At 38.8% G+C, this 20,867-nt stretch carries 22 protein-coding genes; all 22 read right to left on the bottom strand.

Annotated elements, in window-relative coordinates; genetic code table 11:
* Positions 1-584: 584 nt before the first annotated feature.
* The 22 genes from ID165_RS01425 to ID165_RS01330 all read right to left on the bottom strand — a co-directional run bounded on the left by ID165_RS01425 (position 585) and on the right by ID165_RS01330 (position 20,806).
* Positions 585-1,223: a hypothetical protein gene (locus tag ID165_RS01425; RefSeq protein WP_225586941.1), complete on the bottom strand. Its 639-nt coding sequence runs from the start codon at positions 1,221-1,223 to the stop codon at positions 585-587.
* 113 nt (positions 1,224-1,336) lie between these two features.
* Complete coding sequence (locus ID165_RS01420) at positions 1,337-2,323, bottom strand: DNA cytosine methyltransferase (RefSeq protein ID WP_192348627.1); 987 nt, start codon at positions 2,321-2,323, stop codon at positions 1,337-1,339.
* Positions 2,324-2,958: 635 nt separating this feature from the next.
* A complete protein-coding gene (locus tag ID165_RS01415) occupies positions 2,959-3,504 on the bottom strand; it encodes a M48 family metallopeptidase (RefSeq protein ID WP_192348626.1) in 546 nt (181 codons plus the stop codon).
* A gap of 312 nt (positions 3,505-3,816) precedes the next feature.
* Positions 3,817-4,692, bottom strand: coding sequence for a hypothetical protein (locus tag ID165_RS01410; protein ID WP_192348625.1), 876 nt, complete (start codon positions 4,690-4,692; stop codon positions 3,817-3,819).
* Between the two features lie 784 nt (positions 4,693-5,476).
* Positions 5,477-6,733: a lipopolysaccharide assembly protein LapB gene (locus ID165_RS01405; protein WP_192348624.1), complete on the bottom strand. Its 1,257-nt coding sequence runs from the start codon at positions 6,731-6,733 to the stop codon at positions 5,477-5,479.
* A 1-nt stretch (position 6,734) separates the two neighbouring features.
* Entirely contained in the window at positions 6,735-8,042 is a 1,308-nt protein-coding gene (locus tag ID165_RS01400) for an ATP-binding protein (RefSeq protein WP_192348623.1), read from the bottom strand.
* A gap of 41 nt (positions 8,043-8,083) precedes the next feature.
* Positions 8,084-8,632 (bottom strand): hypothetical protein, encoded by a 549-nt coding sequence (locus ID165_RS01395; RefSeq protein ID WP_192348622.1) that lies wholly within the window; start codon positions 8,630-8,632, stop codon positions 8,084-8,086.
* Between the two features lie 552 nt (positions 8,633-9,184).
* Positions 9,185-9,307, bottom strand: coding sequence for a hypothetical protein (locus ID165_RS26845; protein ID WP_255505121.1), 123 nt, complete (start codon positions 9,305-9,307; stop codon positions 9,185-9,187).
* A gap of 131 nt (positions 9,308-9,438) precedes the next feature.
* Positions 9,439-9,594 (bottom strand): hypothetical protein, encoded by a 156-nt coding sequence (locus tag ID165_RS01390; RefSeq protein WP_192348621.1) that lies wholly within the window; start codon positions 9,592-9,594, stop codon positions 9,439-9,441.
* A gap of 95 nt (positions 9,595-9,689) precedes the next feature.
* On the bottom strand, positions 9,690-9,845 hold the full coding sequence (locus ID165_RS01385; protein ID WP_192348620.1) for a hypothetical protein: 156 nt from the start codon (positions 9,843-9,845) through the stop codon (positions 9,690-9,692).
* Positions 9,846-10,049: 204 nt separating this feature from the next.
* The gene (locus ID165_RS01380; protein WP_192348619.1) at positions 10,050-10,340 is read right to left on the bottom strand and encodes a helix-turn-helix domain-containing protein; all 291 of its coding nucleotides are present in this window, start codon (positions 10,338-10,340) and stop codon (positions 10,050-10,052) included.
* Positions 10,337-10,705 carry a type II toxin-antitoxin system RelE/ParE family toxin gene (locus tag ID165_RS01375; protein WP_192348618.1) on the bottom strand — a complete coding sequence of 123 codons (369 nt, stop codon included), beginning with the start codon at positions 10,703-10,705 and terminating at the stop codon, positions 10,337-10,339. The genes ID165_RS01380 and ID165_RS01375 overlap by 4 nt, the downstream gene beginning before the upstream one ends.
* A gap of 459 nt (positions 10,706-11,164) precedes the next feature.
* Positions 11,165-12,094, bottom strand: coding sequence for a YhcG family protein (locus ID165_RS01370; protein WP_255505120.1), 930 nt, complete (start codon positions 12,092-12,094; stop codon positions 11,165-11,167).
* Between the two features lies 1 nt (position 12,095).
* A complete protein-coding gene (locus ID165_RS26505; protein WP_225587183.1) occupies positions 12,096-12,293 on the bottom strand; it encodes a hypothetical protein in 198 nt (65 codons plus the stop codon).
* Between the two features lie 1,213 nt (positions 12,294-13,506).
* Positions 13,507-14,295, bottom strand: coding sequence for a nucleotidyltransferase domain-containing protein (locus tag ID165_RS01365; RefSeq protein ID WP_225586939.1), 789 nt, complete (start codon positions 14,293-14,295; stop codon positions 13,507-13,509).
* 717 nt (positions 14,296-15,012) lie between these two features.
* A complete protein-coding gene (locus ID165_RS01360; RefSeq protein WP_192348617.1) occupies positions 15,013-15,327 on the bottom strand; it encodes a type II toxin-antitoxin system RelE/ParE family toxin in 315 nt (104 codons plus the stop codon).
* Positions 15,309-15,551 carry a hypothetical protein gene (locus tag ID165_RS01355; protein ID WP_192348616.1) on the bottom strand — a complete coding sequence of 81 codons (243 nt, stop codon included), beginning with the start codon at positions 15,549-15,551 and terminating at the stop codon, positions 15,309-15,311. Before ID165_RS01355 ends, ID165_RS01360 begins: the two co-directional genes overlap by 19 nt.
* A gap of 786 nt (positions 15,552-16,337) precedes the next feature.
* Positions 16,338-17,207, bottom strand: a complete 870-nt coding sequence (locus ID165_RS01350; protein ID WP_225586938.1) for a lysophospholipid acyltransferase family protein — start codon at positions 17,205-17,207, stop codon at positions 16,338-16,340.
* 9 nt (positions 17,208-17,216) lie between these two features.
* On the bottom strand, positions 17,217-18,137 hold the full coding sequence (locus ID165_RS01345) for a DUF6268 family outer membrane beta-barrel protein (RefSeq protein WP_192348614.1): 921 nt from the start codon (positions 18,135-18,137) through the stop codon (positions 17,217-17,219).
* 244 nt (positions 18,138-18,381) lie between these two features.
* Positions 18,382-19,002 carry a porin family protein gene (locus ID165_RS01340; protein ID WP_192348613.1) on the bottom strand — a complete coding sequence of 207 codons (621 nt, stop codon included), beginning with the start codon at positions 19,000-19,002 and terminating at the stop codon, positions 18,382-18,384.
* Between the two features lie 125 nt (positions 19,003-19,127).
* Positions 19,128-19,883, bottom strand: a complete 756-nt coding sequence (locus ID165_RS01335; protein ID WP_192348612.1) for a LytTR family DNA-binding domain-containing protein — start codon at positions 19,881-19,883, stop codon at positions 19,128-19,130.
* A 2-nt stretch (positions 19,884-19,885) separates the two neighbouring features.
* Positions 19,886-20,806: a sensor histidine kinase gene (locus tag ID165_RS01330; RefSeq protein WP_225586937.1), complete on the bottom strand. Its 921-nt coding sequence runs from the start codon at positions 20,804-20,806 to the stop codon at positions 19,886-19,888.
* Positions 20,807-20,867: the final 61 nt, after the last annotated feature.

Here is a 20,867-nt window from a genome sequence, read left to right as displayed (position 1 = left end):
TCACCCCTCCCTCTCCTTGAAGAGAGGGAGATCGGCAGCGGTGACTGATAGTTTTCAGTATTTAAAAGACATCTGCAAGAAAAGGAAAAAAATGATGCCATCCCAACGCACAGCCTAGCCCCTTCGCTAAAAATGTCCTCAGGACATTTTCTTTACGCTCGGTCCTCCCGCCCTGCAAGCTGGCCTCTCCTTAAAAATGTCCCCTGGACATTTTCTTAACAGTCGATCCTAGGGTATTTTTCATGAAAATGGGAGGAAACGTGAGGGAATTGTGGTGTTTTTCGGTAGATCAGCAGAATTTTCTGCATCTCTCTGTGCCATTTTACCAGATGAAAATAGAAAGTGGGTCATGGGGTTCGGTTCCAGATCTGTGATGGGGGTGATTGGTTTGGCTCTATTTCTTGCTCTTTTGTCTTATCGTTGATCAACCCCTAAGCAAACGATAACTGAAAAAATACAGGTGGTCAGTCAGAATGTACAGTACAAGCTGACCAAGCTGGATCAGGATATACATTAATATACGATCAGGACTGATCTCCAAGCATAATATAAAACTCTAGGCCATTTAGCTTGGGCCTGTTGTTCTATTCTCTTTTCTCTACTGTTACCCACGACTTATCAAAACCGATTGCATCTAAGATTTTTGATTTATCAAGAACTTCAGGTTGTTTCAGTTTTAAAATCAAACTACACTTAGGGACTTCTTCTATGATTGTGAACTGAGAGCCATGTGGCTGCCAAACGAAACGTTTATTATCAGTACCTCGATCAAACCCTACTAGATTCCCATTTGTATTCCATGAAAAGTCGAATAGTTCAGGATCATAGCGAATTGTGTCAAATTCAAAAACAGCAACTTGAGATAAGTCATTCGATTTGACAAGTACAACAGTTCTTAAATGCTTATACTTTTCCCTTATTGAAGACACCCTTTCGTTCCAAATTTCCAGCACTTGGCCTCCAACTTCATTTGGATCAGCCGAAGTGTCAATAATTCCACCATAAGAGTACACGATGGAGTTTCTACCTGATATTAGACGAATCTTTTTTAAATCTCTAAAATCCTTGACTCCTGATTTCACCGTTTTCGCTCCCCATGCAGTATTGCCAAACACAACGTCATCAAGACCTACATTTGAAGGTTTCCACTCCGCTCCGATACAATGGGCAAAAATCTCTTCCCATTCAGATCCTTCCAGAACTCCCCTTCCTTTTGAAGCCAATAAATAAACAATTTCCCTTCCGAGAATATAGGGAAATTCAGGACCAAATTCATTGAGTATATATGGCGGAATAGATTTGTTTACTGTCCTGAGTTTTGGTGATAACTTAGCCATTAACTAGGATTATATTTTAAATCATATTCTCTTAAAACGGCAGATTGATCCAGCGAATTGGCAACGTAAGGAAGAAGCTTTTGCACGACTGCTTTTATCATATTCACCGGAACTGCATTTCCGGCTTGTCTCCTGGCTTGTCCGTCACTTACCACGATTTTATACCAATCAGGAAAACCCTGTAATCTAAACATTTCACGAGGTGTCAACCTTCTTTCCCCATTCACGAGAAGGTAGTTATATGACGCTCCTGCTCTTAGCGCACATGAAAACGGATAAGAACAAATATTCCCTGATTTGTTTTCATGCCAAATTGAGGGGTAGAATGAAGATTTGTGACTTTCCTCTCTTTTTTCTCGGATGTATTGAGAAGCATAATGCTTTTCATCTACTCCCTTTTCCAGAATTTCAGTCAGAGGCTTATAAGGCCGGATGGGGTCAGGGTAAGTAAACATAATTGATTCCTTATGGCCTACTATTACTATTCTTTCCCTTTTCTGGGGAAGACCATAGTCGAGTGCATTAAGAACACTATACTGCACATGATAACCAAGCTCTTTCAGGGTCTTTAAAATCACCTTTAACGTATTCCCTTGGTCATGTCCTACTAGCTGCTTGACGTTTTCAAGAATGAAGGCCTTAGGCTCCTTTTCCTTGATAATTCTGGCAATATCAAAAAATAAAGTGCCTCGGGTATCACTCAACCCCTTCATCTGGCCAATTATGCTGAACGGCTGACAAGGAAATCCGGCAAATAGAATATCGTGATCAGGTATGTCCTTTTCATTTACTTTGGTGATATCTCCATAAGGACGCTCTCCAAAATTCGCTTCGTAAGAATCCTGACAGAACTTGTCAATATCAGAGGAAAAGACACACTCGGCATTTAGGTCAGTTTCTTTACAAGCTTCTTCAAACGCTATCCTGAAGCCTCCTATTCCGCAAAAAAGGTCAATAAACCGGATTTTTTCTCTAGTATCGTACATTCATCAAATATAAATTTTTGTTCTATTATTAAAAAATTATCTTTCCCTTCTCGGCATATTTACATTGCTAGTGGAACTGAGCGTGATTTGTAATTCCACTCCGGTATCCTTATTAACCTGCAATTGGCTTCTCTACCTCCTCCCATCCTTCTTCCCGATACGCTGCGCTATCGGGACAGGCTCTTTAGGAGAAGGCGATTGTGAGATTGTATCTTTCAATCTAGTGCTTCCACTAGATTGAGATGTTCTCCGGATTTAAGTCCGGACAGGTGCTAAAAGTTGGCGTAGTAGTTCTCTACTAAAAGGTTACTGCAAGAAAAGGGAAAAATCGGAAGTTTATATACCCTATACAGGGTATTTTTCATGAAAATGGGAGGAAAAGTGAAGGAATTGCAGTGTTTTTCGGTTGGTCATCAGAATTATTTGCATCCCACGGCATACTTTTTCAGACAAAAATAGAAAGTGGGTCATAGGATCCTGTTCGAGATCTGATATGGGGTGATTGGTTTGGCTACTTTCACTATCTATGAAGTATTGCCGTGTGCTATTTCTAAATTCTCCATTTTGGTTTACCAACCTTGGAATGATCGATAAAAAAATGGAAATTGCTAAGCATGACATTTTTTATCGGCTGACTACCCATTCCGATTGGTGGTTAGATCATAAACCAATGAATTTCTAAGATTTACAAGTCCTTCATCGTTTGGCTGTTCTGAAAGTCCTTGGTTTGCTGTTTCTAGTGCGTTCTGAAGTTTGTCCATGTCAATTTGGATTCCAGCTTTTGACTTATATGCAAATGCATATTTTGGATATTGATTAATCAATTTGTCTAGTCTTTCCAGTGCAATTGAGTACTTACGTTGTAATCGAAAAACATGCGCAATCCGGAGCTCAGTTTCCTGTTCATATTCCTCCATAATCTTGGGAAACTTATTTTTCTTGAGATTAATCAAAGCAGATTCAAAATCGCTAAGTGCCTCGTCAAAAAACTTAAACTCAGTGTTGCATATTCCTTGATAATAGAATCCAAAGAAGTCATTCTCTTGGGCAGAAGTCAGTTCTTTAGCTAATGAAATACAGTCTAACCACTTTCTTTCCGAACAAAGCTTATGTACTTGCTGTAGTCGTCTCCATTGCTGAGAGACTCTTTTTAAGTTCGATGGTAGAGAGAGAATTTTCATATAACAGGTCTTGCCGATAATCGGGTCAGTCAAGGGAATTTCACGCTCACCTGCCCACAGAACTCCCGAAGATCGGGAAAGGCTGTGCGTGAGATTCTCATCCGCAGTAGCGGGAGTTCTTCATGCCTGCCTGTCGGCAGACAGGTTTGTAAATCGCTTTGTACTAAAAGTACTTAAGGTTGGACCACTTTCCAATGCTCAAACAAGCCCGGTGAGATGAATCACTAAAGGCACTTCATCAGCTTCTTGCAGCTGCGTTTTCATTGTTCGTGCTTCGCTCGCGACGAAAGTTTAGTTGTTGGCTGCAGTTTTTTATTTCCAGTTTTCATATAATTCATTCAATGTGTCTTGAGAGCCACTGAATTTAAAAAGTTCAGGTTTTGAAAGAATGGAGCTTTGAAATAAGTCTCTTGCTTCATCCTTTAGGTTGTTTTCAAGTAGGATGTTCAGATGATTGAGCAGCACTCCATAATAGTTTCCCAAATGTCTTGTGTTGTAGGATTCTACCTTTTTATATCCAATCCAGTCAAAGTCAGGATAGTTGAAGTCTGTGTAATGAAAATATTCTTGCCCATTAATTTTTGGTAGTCTGTTTATTACGGACTTTAGATTTCCTTTACCAGTAAATCCCATTACCGAAAGTCTTTGTCCGCAAGAGTTTATCATAAATAGAAAGAAGATTGCTTTTTCGGTCTCGGTCTTAAACCCAAGCTCGTCTATTTTGAAGTCATAATCACTTAAGTCTGCTTTATTGAAAAGGAACTTGAGTCGCCCCGAAATTCTGTAGTAATAATTGTCAAGAAGCCACCGGCTATCAATAGTGTCTTTGAGAATCCATTCAATTATCTCCCCTTGAGTTTTCTTCAAGGAGTCGGGCTCTGAGTTGTTGTAATGAAATTCTCGAACTACGTACCAATAAATCAGTTCCTCATGAGTTGGCCTTTTCAAGTATTTCGTTTCAAATATCTTTTTAGGCTTGTCTTTAGTTGCTATCAACTGTTCAATGAACCCTTGGAATCTGACAGGAGCAGTTTTTTGTAAGTTCTTAAGAGAACTTTCCTTTAAAGCAACATTATATTGATTACAGATCTCCATAAGGGTCTCTTTTTCTGTACCAGATAAGGTCACTTGTCCAAATGCGAAACCTGAAAGCAGGAGTCCAATAATTGTTAGTGTCGTTATTTTCATTTTTTCAAATTGCAGCCAGCGTGTTATAACCGCAATTGCGGTTATTTCTTCTATATCCTTAAAGATAATATTTCATTAAACCTGCCTCTATTCTTTTATTTTGAGGATTATCCGACTTTAGTCGCTTATAAATATCTACTATCATTTTTTGGGGTTTACTATCTTTTGGCCCTTTTTCTACGTGATCCAGCTTAATTCCCATGCTGTCAGTAATAGCTACTTCCAAGAGCAGCTTTCCTTGAGAATCTGGAAACTACCTCCTCCTTGAACAGGAGGCGATCGGCTCTGCTATCATTTCACTATCAGATTCAGAAATAAACGGTTTCCGGATTTATGCCCAGAAGGATGCTATAAAAGTTGGCGTAGTTCCCGGATCCTTTCAGGCACGGTACTTGAGAGCTTCAGGCGATAAAGAACAGTCACAATAAAAGGAATAAAATGATACCAGCACATACCCTGTACAGGGTATTTTTCATGAAAATGGGAGGAAATGTGAGGGAATTGTGGTGTTTTTTGGTAGATCATCAGAATTATCTGTATCCGCTTGTGCGCCTGCTAGATGAGAACCGAATTTTTTGGGTATTTAGACCATGTATAAAATTTCGACCCTATCCCCATTAAGAGCCTCACCGGGTTCTTATGAATAATCAAAACAGGTAATGCAACAGCAGTTTACCTCCTTCTCTTATTAATTACTATAGTGTCGGTGAATACCTTGCATTTCATTGATCGTGCTACGTACGCAACGAAAACCTAGTTGTTGGCGGTAGTTTTCTTTTTTCCGTCATTGGTTGTCCTCCTTGATTACCATGTAGTTCGCTACAAATTGAAATGCTACAAATCCGAAAATAAAAACAATGGTCATTAGATTAAACATTTCACCTGTAGAAAAAGTCAGTCCGATTGCAATAAGTCCTACGAGAGCCAAAGCAATTGTATAAATCATTAGTCCGTATTTATTTTTTGAGGGTAAAAACATTGTACCTAAAGGCAACATCATAGCAAAGCCAAATACAGCAATGGTTAACATTTTTTCGTTAGTTAAAGCAGTGTATAAAAGCAGTCCGACAATAAATGCTCCCAAACTTATAGCAACAAAATTTGAACTCATTTTTTCCTTTTCGTCAAGCAGTAATTGACCGTATTTATTAAACCTCAAAAACAAATTACTTATTGGCGTTATTATCCATGTTGAAAATGCAATGAGAGCCAGAGCAATAATTAGTGGTATTAAATAAGGTTGAAGAACTTCATTATTACTGGCAATTGTTCTTAATGCTCTAAAACCGAGATAAAATCCAATAATTACACCCCACTGATACTTTGCAGTAAGGTTGCTCATAAAAAATGAATACTTCAAAAAAATGCGATAAACAGGGTTTGTTGCTTTAAGTGCTTCAAGCATTCCTGATTGTGCATACTCAAAAGTCGGATCATTGGTCAGCGCTTCCTTAAAATGTTGTAATGCTTTTTTATGGTCACCTTTTTCAAGTAAACCCCAACCATAATTTGCATGAGTATAAGCATTGTTTGGGTCTTCACGCAATGCACCCTCAATGGTTTCAAATGATTCCTCACTTCGATTTAGTTTGTTTAATGCAGTGCTTCTTGTATTTAATGCCAATAGATTTTCCGCATCAATTTCCAACGCTTTATTCGCTGTTGCGAGTGCTTCTTCAAACTGTTTACGTCCCAATTTAATATTTGCCAGTAACGCAAAGTAATCAGCATCATAAGAATAGAGCTCTATTGCCTGATTTATGTTTTCTTCAGCTTCCCTCAATTTGTCTTGCTGAATTGCAATACGGGATTTAATGTAGAATAGATAAGCAGAATCGGGCGATAGCCCGATTGCATTTTTAATTATGCTATTAGCATTATCAAATTTGCCTTGTTGTAAGTTTACTTCTGCTAACAATGACAGGAAGTGAATGTTATTAGAATCCTCAGCGAGTAAATCCGAAAGGATTCTTTCCGCTCCTTCAAATTTTCTCTGTTGAATTAGAATTTCAACTTTTGATAGTCTGCTTTCTTCTGTCATGTTATTTCTTTATTTTCAAATAGGTTAAAATATCGTCATAAAGCCCTGAATCATTTGCAAACATTGCAAAATTTTTGGCTGTCGAAAACCATTCTTGTGTGCTTGCTTTATGCTTTTTCAAAGCACTTAACAAGTCGCTTGTTTCAAGTGGTTTGGGAATACCATCGCTAAATGAAGATTCAAGTTTTAGTTCAATTGCTATGTCAATAATTGCGTCAATGTCTGCACCCGAATAATTCTCTGCTTTTTTAGAAATGGTCTTCAAATCAATTGTTCCAGTCGGTTTGTTGTTCAGTTTTAATCTTAAAATTGACTCTCTGCTCGTTACGTCAGGTGGTGGAACAAACACAATTCTATCAAACCTTCCAGGTCGCCTGAAAGCTGGGTCTAAATTCCAGGGTGTGTTTGTAGCACCAATTATTAACACGCCTTCATTTGTGTTGTCAATTCCATCAAGTTCTTGCAAAAATTGATTTATTAAGTGTCTTCCGCTTGATTGTTTCATGTCGCTTCTACTTGCACCCAAAGCATCAATTTCATCAATGAATAAAACACAAGGCGTGTTGTTTCTTGCTAATTCAAAAATTTCATGCAGATTTTTTTCGCTGTTGCCAATCCACATATCTAAAATGTCATTTAAACCAACACTTATAAATTTTGCGTTTACTTGACCCGCTGTTGCTTTGGCAATAAATGTTTTACCACATCCCGGTGGTCCATAAAGCAAAATACCGCCACCCACTTTCTTGCCATATGCTTTATAAAGCTCAGGGTGAAGTAGCGGTTTAATAATTTTTAGTTCTATCTCTTTTTTAACCAAATCCATACCACCAACATTGTTGAAATTGATATTTGGTTTTTGTAAAAAGCGGTCATCAACTTCTTCTTCTGTTTCTGCAAACTCATTACTTCCTCTTTGTCGTAATTGGTTGTCAAGTTCTTCGTCAAAATATTTTGGGTCTATAGCTAATGCTTTTCTGTATGCTTCAATAGCTTTTTCGATTGAATTTTCCTTCAAAAGTCCCTTTGCATATAGGGTAAAAACACCTATTTCATTTGTTCCTTTTTCAATCACTTCCTCCAAAACAACATTACATGCTGAATAGCTACCCTTTTTAAAAAACACTGTTGCAAGTCCAATTTTAGCTTTGTTGTCACTAGATATTTTGAGAAGTGCAGAATACTCTGTTTCGGCTTCTTCTAGTCTGTTCAATGTCAAAAGTGTCTCTGCCAGTAAAAGTCGTAAAGGTGTGTTGTCGGGCGAATGTCTTAAGGCCTCACGTAAACTGTCTATTGTATTCTCGTTCATATTTTTAATGTTACTGTGTCGTCAAATAAAAATACCGCCAACTACTCTGGCATCTTTATTCTCTTTTTAATTTCAGTATAAAGGTTTTCTAATTCTTGTTTTTCAAGTGATTGCCCAAATGAAATTTTCTTTCTTTTGGATTTTTCAATCGTTATCATCCCATATTTCATTTGGGTAAACATATTAGATGACTGAGAAATTTTGTCAGTCCCTAGTGGGATCAAATCCAACTTTTTAATCTTATTCAATTTCATCGACAATGCCTTTTTAAAGATTCCAAATTCACCTTTATAATTAATGCACTCCTCATCGATTTCAATTTCTTCTCTACCCTTGACGAACACTAAAACTCCCCGAAGTTGTTTGTTTATAGACCACAGCATAATTAAAGCGAAGATTACAAAAGCAACTTTAATAGCGAAAATCCCATCATTACTTATGGAATTGAAAATGAAGAGTCCGATAATCACATGTCCAATGGTCATAATACTCAGCATGAACATATGAAAGAAGTTAAATTCTGAACCCTTTTCAATTTGAAACTTCAAAAATTCAGAGTTCGAAATTATTTTTAATTGACTGTTTTCCATTTTCATATTACTGCCAATGATGTGGCTTGCCTAAGGCGGGGCTGGTAACGAGCCGACTGACGGCAAAGGTAAAAGTTTATTGATTTTGCGCCGCAGTGTCAACTCTTGAGTTTAACTCAAACAATTGCCCTGTAAAGTCCATGGAAGGAAGTGCTAAATATTCATTTGCATCCGAAACAGTTTTATCGATGAGATGTCCGATTTAGTTTTCTCAATGGATTGAGCACTTACCGAAAAACTAACTAAAGTCAAAAATGTCAAAATATATCTCATGGCTGGGTATTCTCAATTAAGTGTCACCTAACATTTGTGGTTACAGTACTCCCGCTACCCCTATTGCGTCTATATTTCAATTGTACACAGGTATTCGGATTTATACTGTGACTAAATTAAGGATTTCGTCGATCCCATCAAGTGGGCATTGGATATTTTTGTCGGAAATTGATATGATAGCTGCTCTGCCCAAATTTTGGGATCATCGGAGGCCCTTGATTTCTCCATAGTCCTCCATCCATTTCAAAGCATTGGGCCTACTTTCAAGGTTGATTCAAGTCACAGTCGGGTCAGGCGGGGGAATTTCACCTCTGCCTTCCCATAGAACCGTGCGTGAAAATCTCCCTTCACACGGCTCTTCTTGTCCAGTCCCGTATGGCTTTCCACAATTTGTATCCTCACGCCTTTCGGCTTGATCGGGACTTCGTCTCCTTTGTACAGATCCTCCCATCGCTGGTTGTCTTAACTTAGAAAACTGACAAGCCAAATCCTTCGCTCCAGTACCATTACAGTACCTTCAACACTACTACGATTTAGTCCGCCACCACTGCCTCATTGATCCCCAATATTTGCATCCCTGTGAAAGTTAACAAAACGGCAATGACTTCTTTTGTTCCATAAACTACCCCACATGATGTTCCTGCCCACTTTACCCCGGATGCCATGTAATCAGTAATCAAGTCGCCCATTACACCTGCTTCACAATCTAAACGTGAGAGATTGCTTTTGACATCACAATTTGCGCTTTCGAGGCTTCATAGTAGGTTCAATTTATTCAGCTCCATCATGCACACCTTCGGGAATCTTTGTCCCCGTTTTTAACATCATCGTTCACCACAAAGAATGTTTCCATCCATGCAGCATGATGCGGTTTGCCAACTACTCTTGACAGTCGTAGGCAGAAGGCCAACTCATTGCTCTTGCGAACAATGTCTTCCATGTAAGTTTACAGCATTCGTCCCTTTCATCAAAAGTTGAAAGGTAAGATTCAAGACACACCACGTGTTTCAGCTTGGAGATGGTGGGCATTTCGAAGCGTTTAACTGTAAATCTAAGATAAAAGTAAATTCGAGAAATACGCTTTACCTTTACGAAGACCCGCCCGATGTTTTCTTAGGTGCTGTTATAGCGCGTATTTCCTTTTTCAGAGTTCAATCGAAATCTTGACCTTTCCTCCCAATCCTTTTTCTACAATTTCATAAAGGGTTTTCAATGTTAGGTTGCTTCCATTATTTTCAACTCTAGAAATATAGGTTCTTTTTTTATCTACCAAATCCGCTAGTTGCTCCTGGGTAAGATTCTTGTCCTCTCTTGCCTTTTTTAATAGCAAACCAATTTTAAATGACTCAAAATCCCTATCCAATTCATCCCTGCGGTCAGTTCCTTTGGCACCGTATACTTCATCTTTGATATCCTTCCAGCTCTTCGTATTCATATCTTTTTCTTTTTTCCTTTTTGAACTTCCTTTTCAGAACAATACTCATTCATCAGTTTGGCTGCCTTTTCTATTTCATTGGTTGGTGTTTTTTGGGTTTTCTTTTGAAAGCCATTGAGAAGTATCACAAGCTTTCCTTCATCGAAAAAACAAAACACCCTCCATATATTAGATGCCAACTGAACCCTTGCTTCATATAGCCCTTTCTTTGTTTTGATAGGTTTCAGGTAAGTCTCTGGAACTCTTTCCAAAGTTTCAATCGCTTCAATGACCTTAAAAATCTTGTTTTGAACTTTTTCTGTTTGGGCTTTTAAAAATTTCTCAAAATGGTCCTGATAAGCAATGACTTCTCTTACTTTTTCCATAACGTAAATGTAACTTTAAAGTTACTATTTTCAATAGTAAAAAAAAATATTGTCTATGATTTGGGGTTCTTAATATGTGGTATAACCTCAATTGCGGTTATTCCTTCTATATCCTTAAAGATAATATTTCATTAAACCTGTCTCTATTCTTTTATTTTGAGGGCTATCCGACATTAGCCGCTTACAACTATTTACTGTCGCTTTTTACGGTTTACTATTTTTTTTCTATGTGATCCAACTTAATTCCAGATCTGCAATGAGGGCTATTGGCTTGGCTTCCCTTTCTTATCTATGAATTTAGTGTCGTGTGTTTTATCTGGTTCAGCTATTCAGCTTTTCCAGCCATGGGATTATAGCTAAAAAACCAAAACCATCGATCAGAGGAGGTTAATACTCTTGAATATCCCCCAACCATCCCACTCTCGAATATTTACAGCTGGATATTTCGGGAATGTTGTTTTACTCATTACTGCTCTGCTTTAGGGTTTGTTCTATTTCTTCAATGGTAGGAAGGCTGGATTTTAAATTTTCCGGTAACACTTCTGTCAGTTGAAACTCACTGACTCCTATAGGTTTGTTGATGTCTCGCAGCGCAAACTCAGCTTCAATGTTGTTTTTATCCCTGCACAGCAAAATTCCAATCGTGGGTTTGTCGTCATCCGCTTTGAGCAAACTATCCACTGCCGAAAGATAAAAGTTGAGTTTACCGGCATATTCGGGTATAAAGGCGGTATTTTTAAGTTCAATCACTACATAGGCTTTCAAGACCACATGGTAAAAAAGCAAGTCTATGTAGTAGTCTTTGTCGGCAATCTGTAAGTGGTACTGCCTGCCTATGTAGGCAAAGCCCTTGCCCAGCTCCAGAAGGAATTTGGAGATATGCTGCACCAATTGGGTTTCTATGTCCCGTCCGTTGTAGGTCTTGGCCAAGGCTACAAAGTCAAACACATAAGGATCTTTCAGGCTTTTCCGGGCCAAATCTGCTGTGGGTTTGGGCAGTGTATGTTCGAAGTTACTGATGATTTTACCGTTACGTTCATACAGGTTTGTTTTTAACTGCAATCCCAAAGTGTCCCTGCTCCAATTGTTGTGAAGCGTTTGTTGTTGATAGAAAATGGCTTCAGCTATACTTTTTGATTTTGTGAAGATGAGCACATTATGTCCCCAAGGCAATTGGTCAACAGTGTGTTGACCGAAATCCAGCACCGTCAATTGGTCAACAGTCTGTTGACTGATTTCTGATTGATAAAACCGGTAAAACTGCCTGCAATATTTCAAGTTGGTTACCGAAAATCCTTTCATTTCCGGAAATGCACTACCCGAATCTTTTGAGAGTTGCTCTAGTAACTTATCCCCCCAAGCCCCCTTCATCTGCTGCTCGCTGATCATTCTACCCAGGTCGAAATAAAAGTGGATTAACTCTTTGTTGGCCGCCAAAAGCAGCTTTCACACTAGCCACACTTACTTTCGCTTTTAATGCTTTTAGCCAATCCTGATATTCTTGATTACTTTGTATATCCATTGACCTACAATTGATTATTCCTTCATTTTCCCGCTCTAGAGCCAGTATTTCCACACTTACTTCCACAATATGACAATTTGTAATTGGCTTTCCTACCTCACTCCTCTTCTCGATTCCCTTTAATATTGGGCAAGCACTTTAGGAGAAGGCGCTTGTTAGGTACTATCCTTAAGATTTCAGAATCAAAAGGTATTTGATGGTTTCCGGATTTAAGCCCGGATAGGTGCTAAAAGTTGGCTGTTCTACCTCACCCCTCCCTCTCCTTTAAGAGAGGGCGATTGATCCTGCTCCAAATGGGCTAAAGAGCACGAAGTAGGTTGATCGTTTTCAAAAACTTAAAAGACTTCTGCAATAAAAGGAATAAAATGATATCATCCCATCACGCAGGCTGGCTACTTCGCTAAAATGATCCAAAGGGATCATTTTTTAACGCTCGTCCCTCCTGTACAGGGTATTTTTCAGTTGAAACACCGAAAAAGGAGGAGGTTATACGATTTTAAGTAGTGGAATGAAAAATAAAATCCGAAATAGTTTATCGCATATCCTGCTTGACCATTCTCTTTTAGGACCGAAAAAGCAGATCCGACGGAAGCTAAAGACCGTGAGAAGGTGATGTTCGCCAAGGGTTTGCTACCGATCAAGTAAATCATCAAACTCTGTAAACGTGATTTATAGGCTTTATTAGCGTCTGGGCATTTCTTCCCTTCTTTTCAATTATTTGTTTATTTGCAGGAGGATCCATTGGATTGTACAAAAATGAAATGAAGATTAAGAATCCCGCTATTACAACTGTCACCACGGTTGAAAGAATGCCTAGTCCCAATACTCCAATCCAGTTTATTCTTTTATCCAGAATTTTGCTTAGAAGTCGCACAGACCAATAAGTCAGGCACGGAATGCAGATCACTATGCCGATAAAGTTCAGATAATAAAGAAATACAAATGCATCCACGGAAAACCATAGCATGAGCCCACCAAATAGCACTGTCAGCATAACTGACGAGTGCAACGCTGTCCTCTGTTTCTTTTGTACTCCCAACGTTAATAATGTCATCGTCAGTAGGAAAACACAATTAGTCGGAAAAATCACAAATGCCCCCATGGACTTGTCCTACATTTCATCTGTCGCAAATTATTGAATGCTAACGGTTTGGCTACATACCGTGCCGCTTAGCGAAGTACACTTGTTTCCAAAGTTTCCAAATGGAGTTAGTAGTTTCTTGTGTAATTGGCAAACTGTCACGCGGCATGGTATGTATATATTGTTGGGCGCTGTGGCTTAACTCAATTTCATTCTTTTTATCCTGTCCAAGTAGTCCAAGGTTTTAGTTTCTGTCTGTGTCCTACGTTGGATTGTCGAGGGGTACAAAATGTCTCGGAGTTCGCAATATAGTTTTATTGTGTTATCCAATGAGTCAAAAATTGATTGAGTATTATATGCGGGAATAGTCCCTACAAGCTTACTTAAATCGTCATTGTTAAAGTTAAACTCAACTTTTCTCAGTGCTCTAGGAAGTCTTCCGTTTTTAACTTGAAGCAATGGAGAGGTTACCGTTATTCTCACAAATGATAGAAAGTCCAGAGCTTCAAAATTCTCTCCTCGTCCTAACTTTAAGGCAGCATAGTGAACCCATATCCAAAATCGGTCTTCAATCCATTGATAGTCTAATTTTGGCCATTCGGACTTTGTGGTTGTGATTATTTTCTCCAAGGATTTGTCACGGTCAAACAAAATTATTGGGTCTTCAACTCTTTGCTCAAATTCATCTAAGGTGATGAATTTGATGTCAACGTGAAGTAATGGATTATCGTAAAGACAAATCAAGACTCGTCTTTCACCAACATGTTCACCGGTAAATCCATTTAAGTAGTTGCCAAACGATTTAGCATACTTCTCCATTTTGTCGAAATCTGGAGCAACTTTGTCAACCGTAACGAGAATTAGGTCAACATCTGAAAATTCATCAATTTCTTTTGTGATGAATGAGCCTGCTACCGCAAGGCCGATTACATTTTTGTCGTCTTTAATTCTTTCGACAGCTTGTTTAATAAATTGTTTTTGTATCATTAAGGAATTGACCAAAGTCATTTGTGATTTGGGCAATTATCGGATTTACGACATTTAATTGACTGGGTTTCAAAAGTGGTCAACTTTTTTAATTGTCCACCGTCATCGCGCCCAAAGGTCTAGGCTAAAAAATGTAGGGCTTTCGAAGCGATTACTTGTCCACCGAAACCGAAGTTTTCTAGATGAAGAAGCTTTTAGGAAAGCCTTATCTGCCCTATGTTTTCTTAGTCATTGTTGTGGTTAGTTTTATTCATAATTCTGTTATTACTATTATAATTAATATTAGTCCTGCAAAAGTGATTCAAATCGTAGTCAGCATAGGTTCCCCGTCTGGGTGTAGTCAAATCGCTCGTGTCGACTGGGTGGGATTTATAATTCCACCCTAATATCCATACCAATTTGCAATTGGTCAAATCGCTTTCATCCATATGCTACCAGCAATATCTACTTGCAGTAGCAAATTTCCTTGAGCATATGGAACTTCCTCGTCTCATCCCTCAATATCACTTTGCTTCCCTAATCACTTCGTTCTCGGGATTAGAACATCGGGACTGGCTCTCCTTAAAGAGGAGGCGATTGTGAGATGGTGTTTTTATAGCTAGTGCTTCCACTAAATTGAAGATTCTCCGGATTTAAGCCCGGATAGGTGCTAAAAGTTGGCTATTCGTTTTCCCGCATCCTTTCAGTCGCGGGACAGGTCTACTAAAAAGTTAAACGTTATTTCTCATTTTGTAAAACTTTTAAAAGTTTTACCGGGTCTTGTCGATTGTCCCAAAATGCTGAAATTATAATTTGTTCATCGGAAACTTTGTAATAAATACTGAAATTCCCCAATGAAGCGACTCTAACATCTTTGAAATCAGTTGATTTGTAAATAAAAGGTTTTTCCGAAATTTGCTTGGTTCTTTTGGAAACTAACTTTACAAGTTTTTTAGAATAGGTATTTGACTTGTTTCTTTGAACCCAATATTCCAAAATTCCGACAAATTGAAGGTCTGCTGTTCTTGTCCAAACTACATTGCGTTTAGCCATTCTAGATTTCTTTTGTCCATTGCTTCTTGAGAAATCAGATTTCCTTTTTTCAAATCCTGCTCACTCATCTCCAACATCATTTTTTGTTCATCTGTCAATTCCACTCTATCCAATTCTGCTGCACTTGAGGAAATCAGTTTATCAAGAGCCTCTAAAAAATCCCTGTTTTTAATTGAAAGAATTTTATCAATCAACCCGTTTCTTATGTTGTCAACTGTTGCCATTTCTATTCCGTTTTATATCTAAATGTCGTAAATATTATCTTTTTTCCCAATGGTTCACAATTGAATCGGCGTAAGAAACCGCAATGAAATTCCTCGGTGCGTTCAAATTGCCTATGAGACCGAGTGGGGAATTTTAGTTCCAGCCGAAAAACATTGCCAATTTGCTATTAGATTCCGGATTTAAGCCCGGATAGGTGCTAAAAGTTGGCTGATCGTTTTCTACTAAAAGGTTATTACACGAAAGGGAAAAAATCGCAAGAATCAATTGGATGAACTACCCGAATTTTAAGAAATGGGTGAAAAGGTGAAGGAAGTGTGGTGTTTTATAAAGAAGTGCCCTGTTTTCCGGTTGGGTAGCAGGATTAGCTGCATTCTACTGTGCCTTTTTAGCTATAAGTAGAAAGTGGGTCATAGGATCGGGTTTCAGCTCTGTGATGTGGGGGATGGGTTTGGGTTCTTTTGCTTGGCTGTTAGGTGGGATCGTTTGCTTTATCCGGATTTTTCTCAAAGAGAGTTTCCCTTTTTTCAAGTCGAGCGAAGGAGAGGTTTTTATTTGATTTTCTTCCTTCATTTTCTTGCTAGCACTCAGCCGTGCGTTGGCTTTTGCTCTTTGTCACCGCAGGAACGAGGATGGCAATGTGCAAAATAGGATGGCTTTGAGCCAACTATGAACCAACCGCCAATTTATATATTGCACTTGAACCCTTTGTTCCTATGTTTTTTAATTTACAGCCAATAAATAGGGATGATATTATTAACAGTATTGGGAACATGTAAACCATTATGCTATCTTTTCCATCGTTTATGTGTCCACAGCCAACCATACGGTTCTTCCCTGATGTTTTCGGTTAGTAAGTCTATGTACTTTTGGGTTATTTCACTATCGCCCATGGATTCTGCTGTGGAACATACCGGCAAGCAGACTATTTTGTAATTTCCTTTTGATAGCTGTGTAATATTAAGATATACAACAGCCGTCCGACCTTTTTGGGCCACTTTCTCCATACCGGAAAAAACATATGTTTCCTGATTCAATAGCGTAAACCTATACTTTTCTTTTTTTATGTGCGGGCACTGGTCCGCAATAAAAAGATAGACGGCCGGAGGTGAGTTTTTAGTTAAAATATGGCGTATAATTTCCCTGTCTGGTATTAACTTCATGCCAAAACGGGACCGCAGCTTAACCATCAACCTGTTCATAATCTCAGATCCAAGGGGTTTGTAAACGGCAAACATTTCGTGGCGTATCTTATATGGCATAAAATTCAGCATCTCCCAATTGCCACAATGTCCCATACAGGCAATAACATTCCGCCCGGAGTTTATATATTGGTCTATCAACTCCAAGTTCTCAAATACTATTTTTCTATCAAGTACTTCTGGCGGAACAGAAACACTTTTTATAATTTCGGCAAAATAAGAAACAAAGCAAACGTAGAACTTTTTTACAATTGCCTGAATCTCCCCATACCGCCTATCGGGAAAGGAACGCGCAATGTTTTGAATTACTACCGCTTTCCTGTACCCAATAATGTAATAAGAAAGGAAAAAAGTAAAAGAAGCTATTGCATACAGGAATCCCATCGGTAGCAGACTCAAGGCATAGACAATAATATAAACACTTCTATATACAACAAATTGCATGGTCTGCTTCATTTTCACGGATTAAAACTTCATTTTTAAACCAACTGAGCCATACGGGGAAACAGAAAAATAATAATCATTATCTCCCGCAAACACACCTTTCAAAGTTCTATCGCTGAAAGATGCAGGACGAAATAGATTAATTCCTGCCATACCCGTCACAGAGAGCCCTTTTGCGCCAAGTTTTAGCTCAGGACGAAAACCTGTAACGATATATTGATGGGAAAATATTTGATCCTTTCCATCCTTTTCCAATAAGGCAGCCTGCCCGTTCATTTCAAGAGCATACGACAATTTTAATCTGTCATTATAATCAAAGCCTGTCGATATATCCAAGCCCTCCACCAGTTCAATATTCACATCGAATCTCCCGTTATGCCTCCAGTTCAAGTAAACGGCAGGAAATATCATCGGATAACCCAGTGAACTATTTATTGCAACACCCGCACCAATGTCAAGATTGGGATTCAGATGGCGGATAAAAACAACGCCTCCACTTCCAAGCACATTCTTGAAGCTGATTTTAGAAAAATCAGTAGAGGGAGTAAATATCCCTATTCCAGCACTTGCCTTCATCGACCACTTGTCGTTTAATGGCCGTAGATGATAAACACCTACCTGTAAGTTCATGATTTCGGATACCATGTATTCCGAAAAATCTTGGTTCCTCAAAGAAACGTAAGCCCCACCAAAGGCGACTCCCCAAACAGTCGGCCGTTCGTTCTCATCTACTTTCATGGATAAGGGCATAGTGAACGCTGCCTGATAAATCATGGCAGAACCTTTGCTGTCACCGGTTTTCTCTCTGGGCTTATCTCCCGGAGGCAGGTAATAGTAGCCTGAATTTCCAATGTATTCCGTCTTGAAAGACACTTGCTGAGCTTTTCCCTCCTGACACAGTAGCATAACCAATGCTGTTAGGAATAGTGATATTGATTTCATGATTTTGAAGTTGAATTGGAACATATTCGTTATGTATCCGGCTAAATAAATGGTGAAAGAAGCTAAAACAGAGGGTGGCAACCTTAGACTTCAGCATCAGCCAGATGAAATCTAGAAGGAAGAGGATAACATAAATTTTAAGGTTTTTCAGATGCGGCAGGAAGCCATTGTGCCGAAATTCAGGTTTTACCTATTTGACATGAGCATAAACTTCGGTACACAATCTGCTTTAGCTTTGGGGTGCTTAGAATTTATGCACTATTCCAATAGCTGCGCCGTGACTTTTCATTGAGCCAGCTTTGGCTTTATGGAGATCTGCAAGTCCAAATTGGTAACTTGCATTTATTTGCCATTTTTTATTAAAGTCATATCCGATAATACCTCCGACACCATAATCAAAACGGCTCATTGCAGACTCACCTGTCTCACTATTCTCTTTAAATAAGTTCACCCCATCAGATTTTGCATAGAGTCCATAGCCAACATAAGGGCCTGCTCCTACAAAAGCTTTTCCGCTTCCCAAATCCCCTTGGATAATCCCATATAGAGGGATCTCTACTCCGATAGATTTGAATTTGTCGGATGATTCATCTGCCTTGGATTCCAACTTCGAGGACTTATAATATACATCGACCCCGGATTGCAGCGCAAAATTGTGGCTCAGGTCATACTTTAGGAAACCGCCCACAGAGCCGCCTATACCCATTTTACTCTTGAAGCCATTCATGTCACCACCTTGCCGGTAATTGGAAAGACTTGTTCCGGCTTTGAAGCCAATTGATACAGATTTGTCCTGTGCGGACAATTGCGCAGAGAAAATAAGTGCTCCAACTGCAATGACAAATGTTACTACGTTTCTTTTCATTGTTCTTAAATTTTAATTATAAAACAAAAGAACCGCGTAAAGCGCGGAGGCGGAAGCTATAAAGGATAGGCTTCAGAATTCACTGAATGAAATGCAGCTTGAAGGCATTGGATTTTCAGCTGAAGCTAATCTACAATCCCATCCATCCATTTGAGGAAGTCCGGAACCCGTACACGACTTACCAAAACTTCATGTGGGCATTCAGGTAAAAAGGTAAGTTTCAAACGACTGTTGAAGTATCTGGCTACATTTTCAATCGCTTTTACATTGGCGATACAATTCCTTGAAACACGAAAAAACAGATGGTTATGAAACTGTTGTTCTAACTGATCTAGGGTGTAATTAATGATATACCGCCTGTCGTTAAACGTATGAAGGAAGACGACGCCGTCTTCACTGTAAAAATGGGCAATATCTTTCGTTTCTATATAATGATAATTTTCTCCTTTAGAAATCAAAAACCGGTTTTTGGTCTTGAGCGATTGCATCTGCACAAAATTCGCAGAACTGGTTTTATAAGTGGGATTATGGAAAATATTCTCAAATTTGGTTAATGCCGCCTCTAATTCATTCTCCTCAAAAGGCTTCAATAGGTAATCAATACTGTTCAGCTTAAACGCTTTGATGGCATGCTCATCATAAGCTGTGGTAAAGATAACAGGCGTGGCAACCTCTACATGGTTAAAAATCTCGAAGCAGTTGCCATCTGCAAGACGAATATCCATAAGAATTAAGTCAACAGTCGATTCTTTTAGAAACCTAATGGTATCAACGACTGTTTTGGTATGCTTTTCTAGCTGATAATCGGGTCGTAATTTCGTCAACATGCGCTTCAGTTCTTCATAAGCAAACCGCTCGTCTTCTACTATCAGGTACTTCATGGCTATATGTAAGGGATTTTCACAATAAATAGACCTTCCGTCTGCTTAACGGTGACTTCCTTAGCATAGATCCTGTATTGCTTAGTAATGTATTTCAGACCGATTCCCCCCTTGTCCGCACTGCTTGAAGGCTGGATGTTGTTTTCAACTGTGATGTAATCGCTGTCGATGGTAATTTTGATATTCAATAGTGATTCTTCGGTCGCAACATTATGTTTGAACGCGTTCTCTATAAGTAATTGGAGAGTTAGAGGTACAATCTTGTTCCTTTCGCCATCCGATATTCTGTCTATTTGAAAAGTAAAGGAATCCTCAAACCTTGTTCTCATTAAATAAACATAGGAATCCAATGCGTCCAATTCCTCCGAGACAAACACCAGAGGCTGTTGAGAAAGAGAAAGGACGTACCGATACGTCTTTGATAGGGCTTTTGTGAACTTGTTTGCATTGTCCGGATTAATGTAAATTAAAGAAGACAATACATTCAGTGAATTAAACAGGAAATGTGGGTTTATCTGTGATCTTAAAGTTTCGTGTTGAAACAACAGGATCTTACGTTTGGCTTTTTCGGAATCGGCTATGGCCTTTTGTTCGGATTGGAAGTAATGGATCAACTCGAAAACCAACAAAATAGGGACATTGGTTGTCATTGCAAATGCGAATTTGACAATGAAAGGAGGCAATCCCTCCTCGGGAACAAGGAACACATTATATATTAAAAGATTAAATATCCATAGTAGCATCAGGCATATAGCTGAAATACCTACAATATCTGCCATAATACGCAAAAAGATATTTTTGGAGTATGGCAAATGCTTATTAAGGAGCAACAATAATCCGTAGTCTGCCATACACATGGCAAGGATGACGACATAATGCGCAGAAAGCTGTATGTGAAAGTTCTTCCATAAATCTTCCTTCATCACAATAATGCTAAAAAGCATTTGGCAGAGGGCATAGACCAGTGATGAGAAGAAAAAGATA

This window comes from Algoriphagus sp. Y33 (assembly GCF_014838715.1).
Taxonomy (GTDB): domain Bacteria; phylum Bacteroidota; class Bacteroidia; order Cytophagales; family Cyclobacteriaceae; genus Algoriphagus.
The sequence above is the reverse complement of the archived record's forward strand: the minus strand, read 5'-3'. Positions and strand labels throughout refer to the sequence as shown.

Excerpts from the sequence above, each read along its gene's own strand:
- ID165_RS01420 (WP_192348627.1), bottom strand. The coding sequence starts at position 2,323 with ATGTACGATACTAGAGAAAAAATCCGGTTTATTGACCTTTTTTGCGGA.
- ID165_RS01415 (WP_192348626.1), bottom strand. The coding sequence starts at position 3,504 with ATGAAAATTCTCTCTCTACCATCGAACTTAAAAAGAGTCTCTCAGCAA.
- ID165_RS01410 (WP_192348625.1), bottom strand. The coding sequence starts at position 4,692 with ATGAAAATAACGACACTAACAATTATTGGACTCCTGCTTTCAGGTTTC.
- ID165_RS01405 (WP_192348624.1), bottom strand. The coding sequence starts at position 6,733 with ATGACAGAAGAAAGCAGACTATCAAAAGTTGAAATTCTAATTCAACAG.
- ID165_RS01400 (WP_192348623.1), bottom strand. The coding sequence starts at position 8,042 with ATGAACGAGAATACAATAGACAGTTTACGTGAGGCCTTAAGACATTCG.
- ID165_RS01395 (WP_192348622.1), bottom strand. The coding sequence starts at position 8,632 with ATGGAAAACAGTCAATTAAAAATAATTTCGAACTCTGAATTTTTGAAG.
- ID165_RS01390 (WP_192348621.1), bottom strand. The coding sequence starts at position 9,594 with ATGGGCGACTTGATTACTGATTACATGGCATCCGGGGTAAAGTGGGCA.
- ID165_RS01385 (WP_192348620.1), bottom strand. The coding sequence starts at position 9,845 with ATGGAAGACATTGTTCGCAAGAGCAATGAGTTGGCCTTCTGCCTACGA.
- ID165_RS01380 (WP_192348619.1), bottom strand. The coding sequence starts at position 10,340 with ATGAATACGAAGAGCTGGAAGGATATCAAAGATGAAGTATACGGTGCC.
- ID165_RS01375 (WP_192348618.1), bottom strand. The coding sequence starts at position 10,705 with ATGGAAAAAGTAAGAGAAGTCATTGCTTATCAGGACCATTTTGAGAAA.
- ID165_RS01370 (WP_255505120.1), bottom strand. The coding sequence starts at position 12,094 with ATGATCAGCGAGCAGCAGATGAAGGGGGCTTGGGGGGATAAGTTACTA.
- ID165_RS01365 (WP_225586939.1), bottom strand. The coding sequence starts at position 14,295 with ATGATACAAAAACAATTTATTAAACAAGCTGTCGAAAGAATTAAAGAC.
- ID165_RS01360 (WP_192348617.1), bottom strand. The coding sequence starts at position 15,327 with ATGGCTAAACGCAATGTAGTTTGGACAAGAACAGCAGACCTTCAATTT.
- ID165_RS01355 (WP_192348616.1), bottom strand. The coding sequence starts at position 15,551 with ATGGCAACAGTTGACAACATAAGAAACGGGTTGATTGATAAAATTCTT.
- ID165_RS01350 (WP_225586938.1), bottom strand. The coding sequence starts at position 17,207 with ATGAAGCAGACCATGCAATTTGTTGTATATAGAAGTGTTTATATTATT.
- ID165_RS01345 (WP_192348614.1), bottom strand. The coding sequence starts at position 18,137 with ATGAAATCAATATCACTATTCCTAACAGCATTGGTTATGCTACTGTGT.
- ID165_RS01340 (WP_192348613.1), bottom strand. The coding sequence starts at position 19,002 with ATGAAAAGAAACGTAGTAACATTTGTCATTGCAGTTGGAGCACTTATT.
- ID165_RS01335 (WP_192348612.1), bottom strand. The coding sequence starts at position 19,883 with ATGAAGTACCTGATAGTAGAAGACGAGCGGTTTGCTTATGAAGAACTG.
- ID165_RS01330 (WP_225586937.1), bottom strand. The coding sequence starts at position 20,806 with ATGAAGGAAGATTTATGGAAGAACTTTCACATACAGCTTTCTGCGCAT.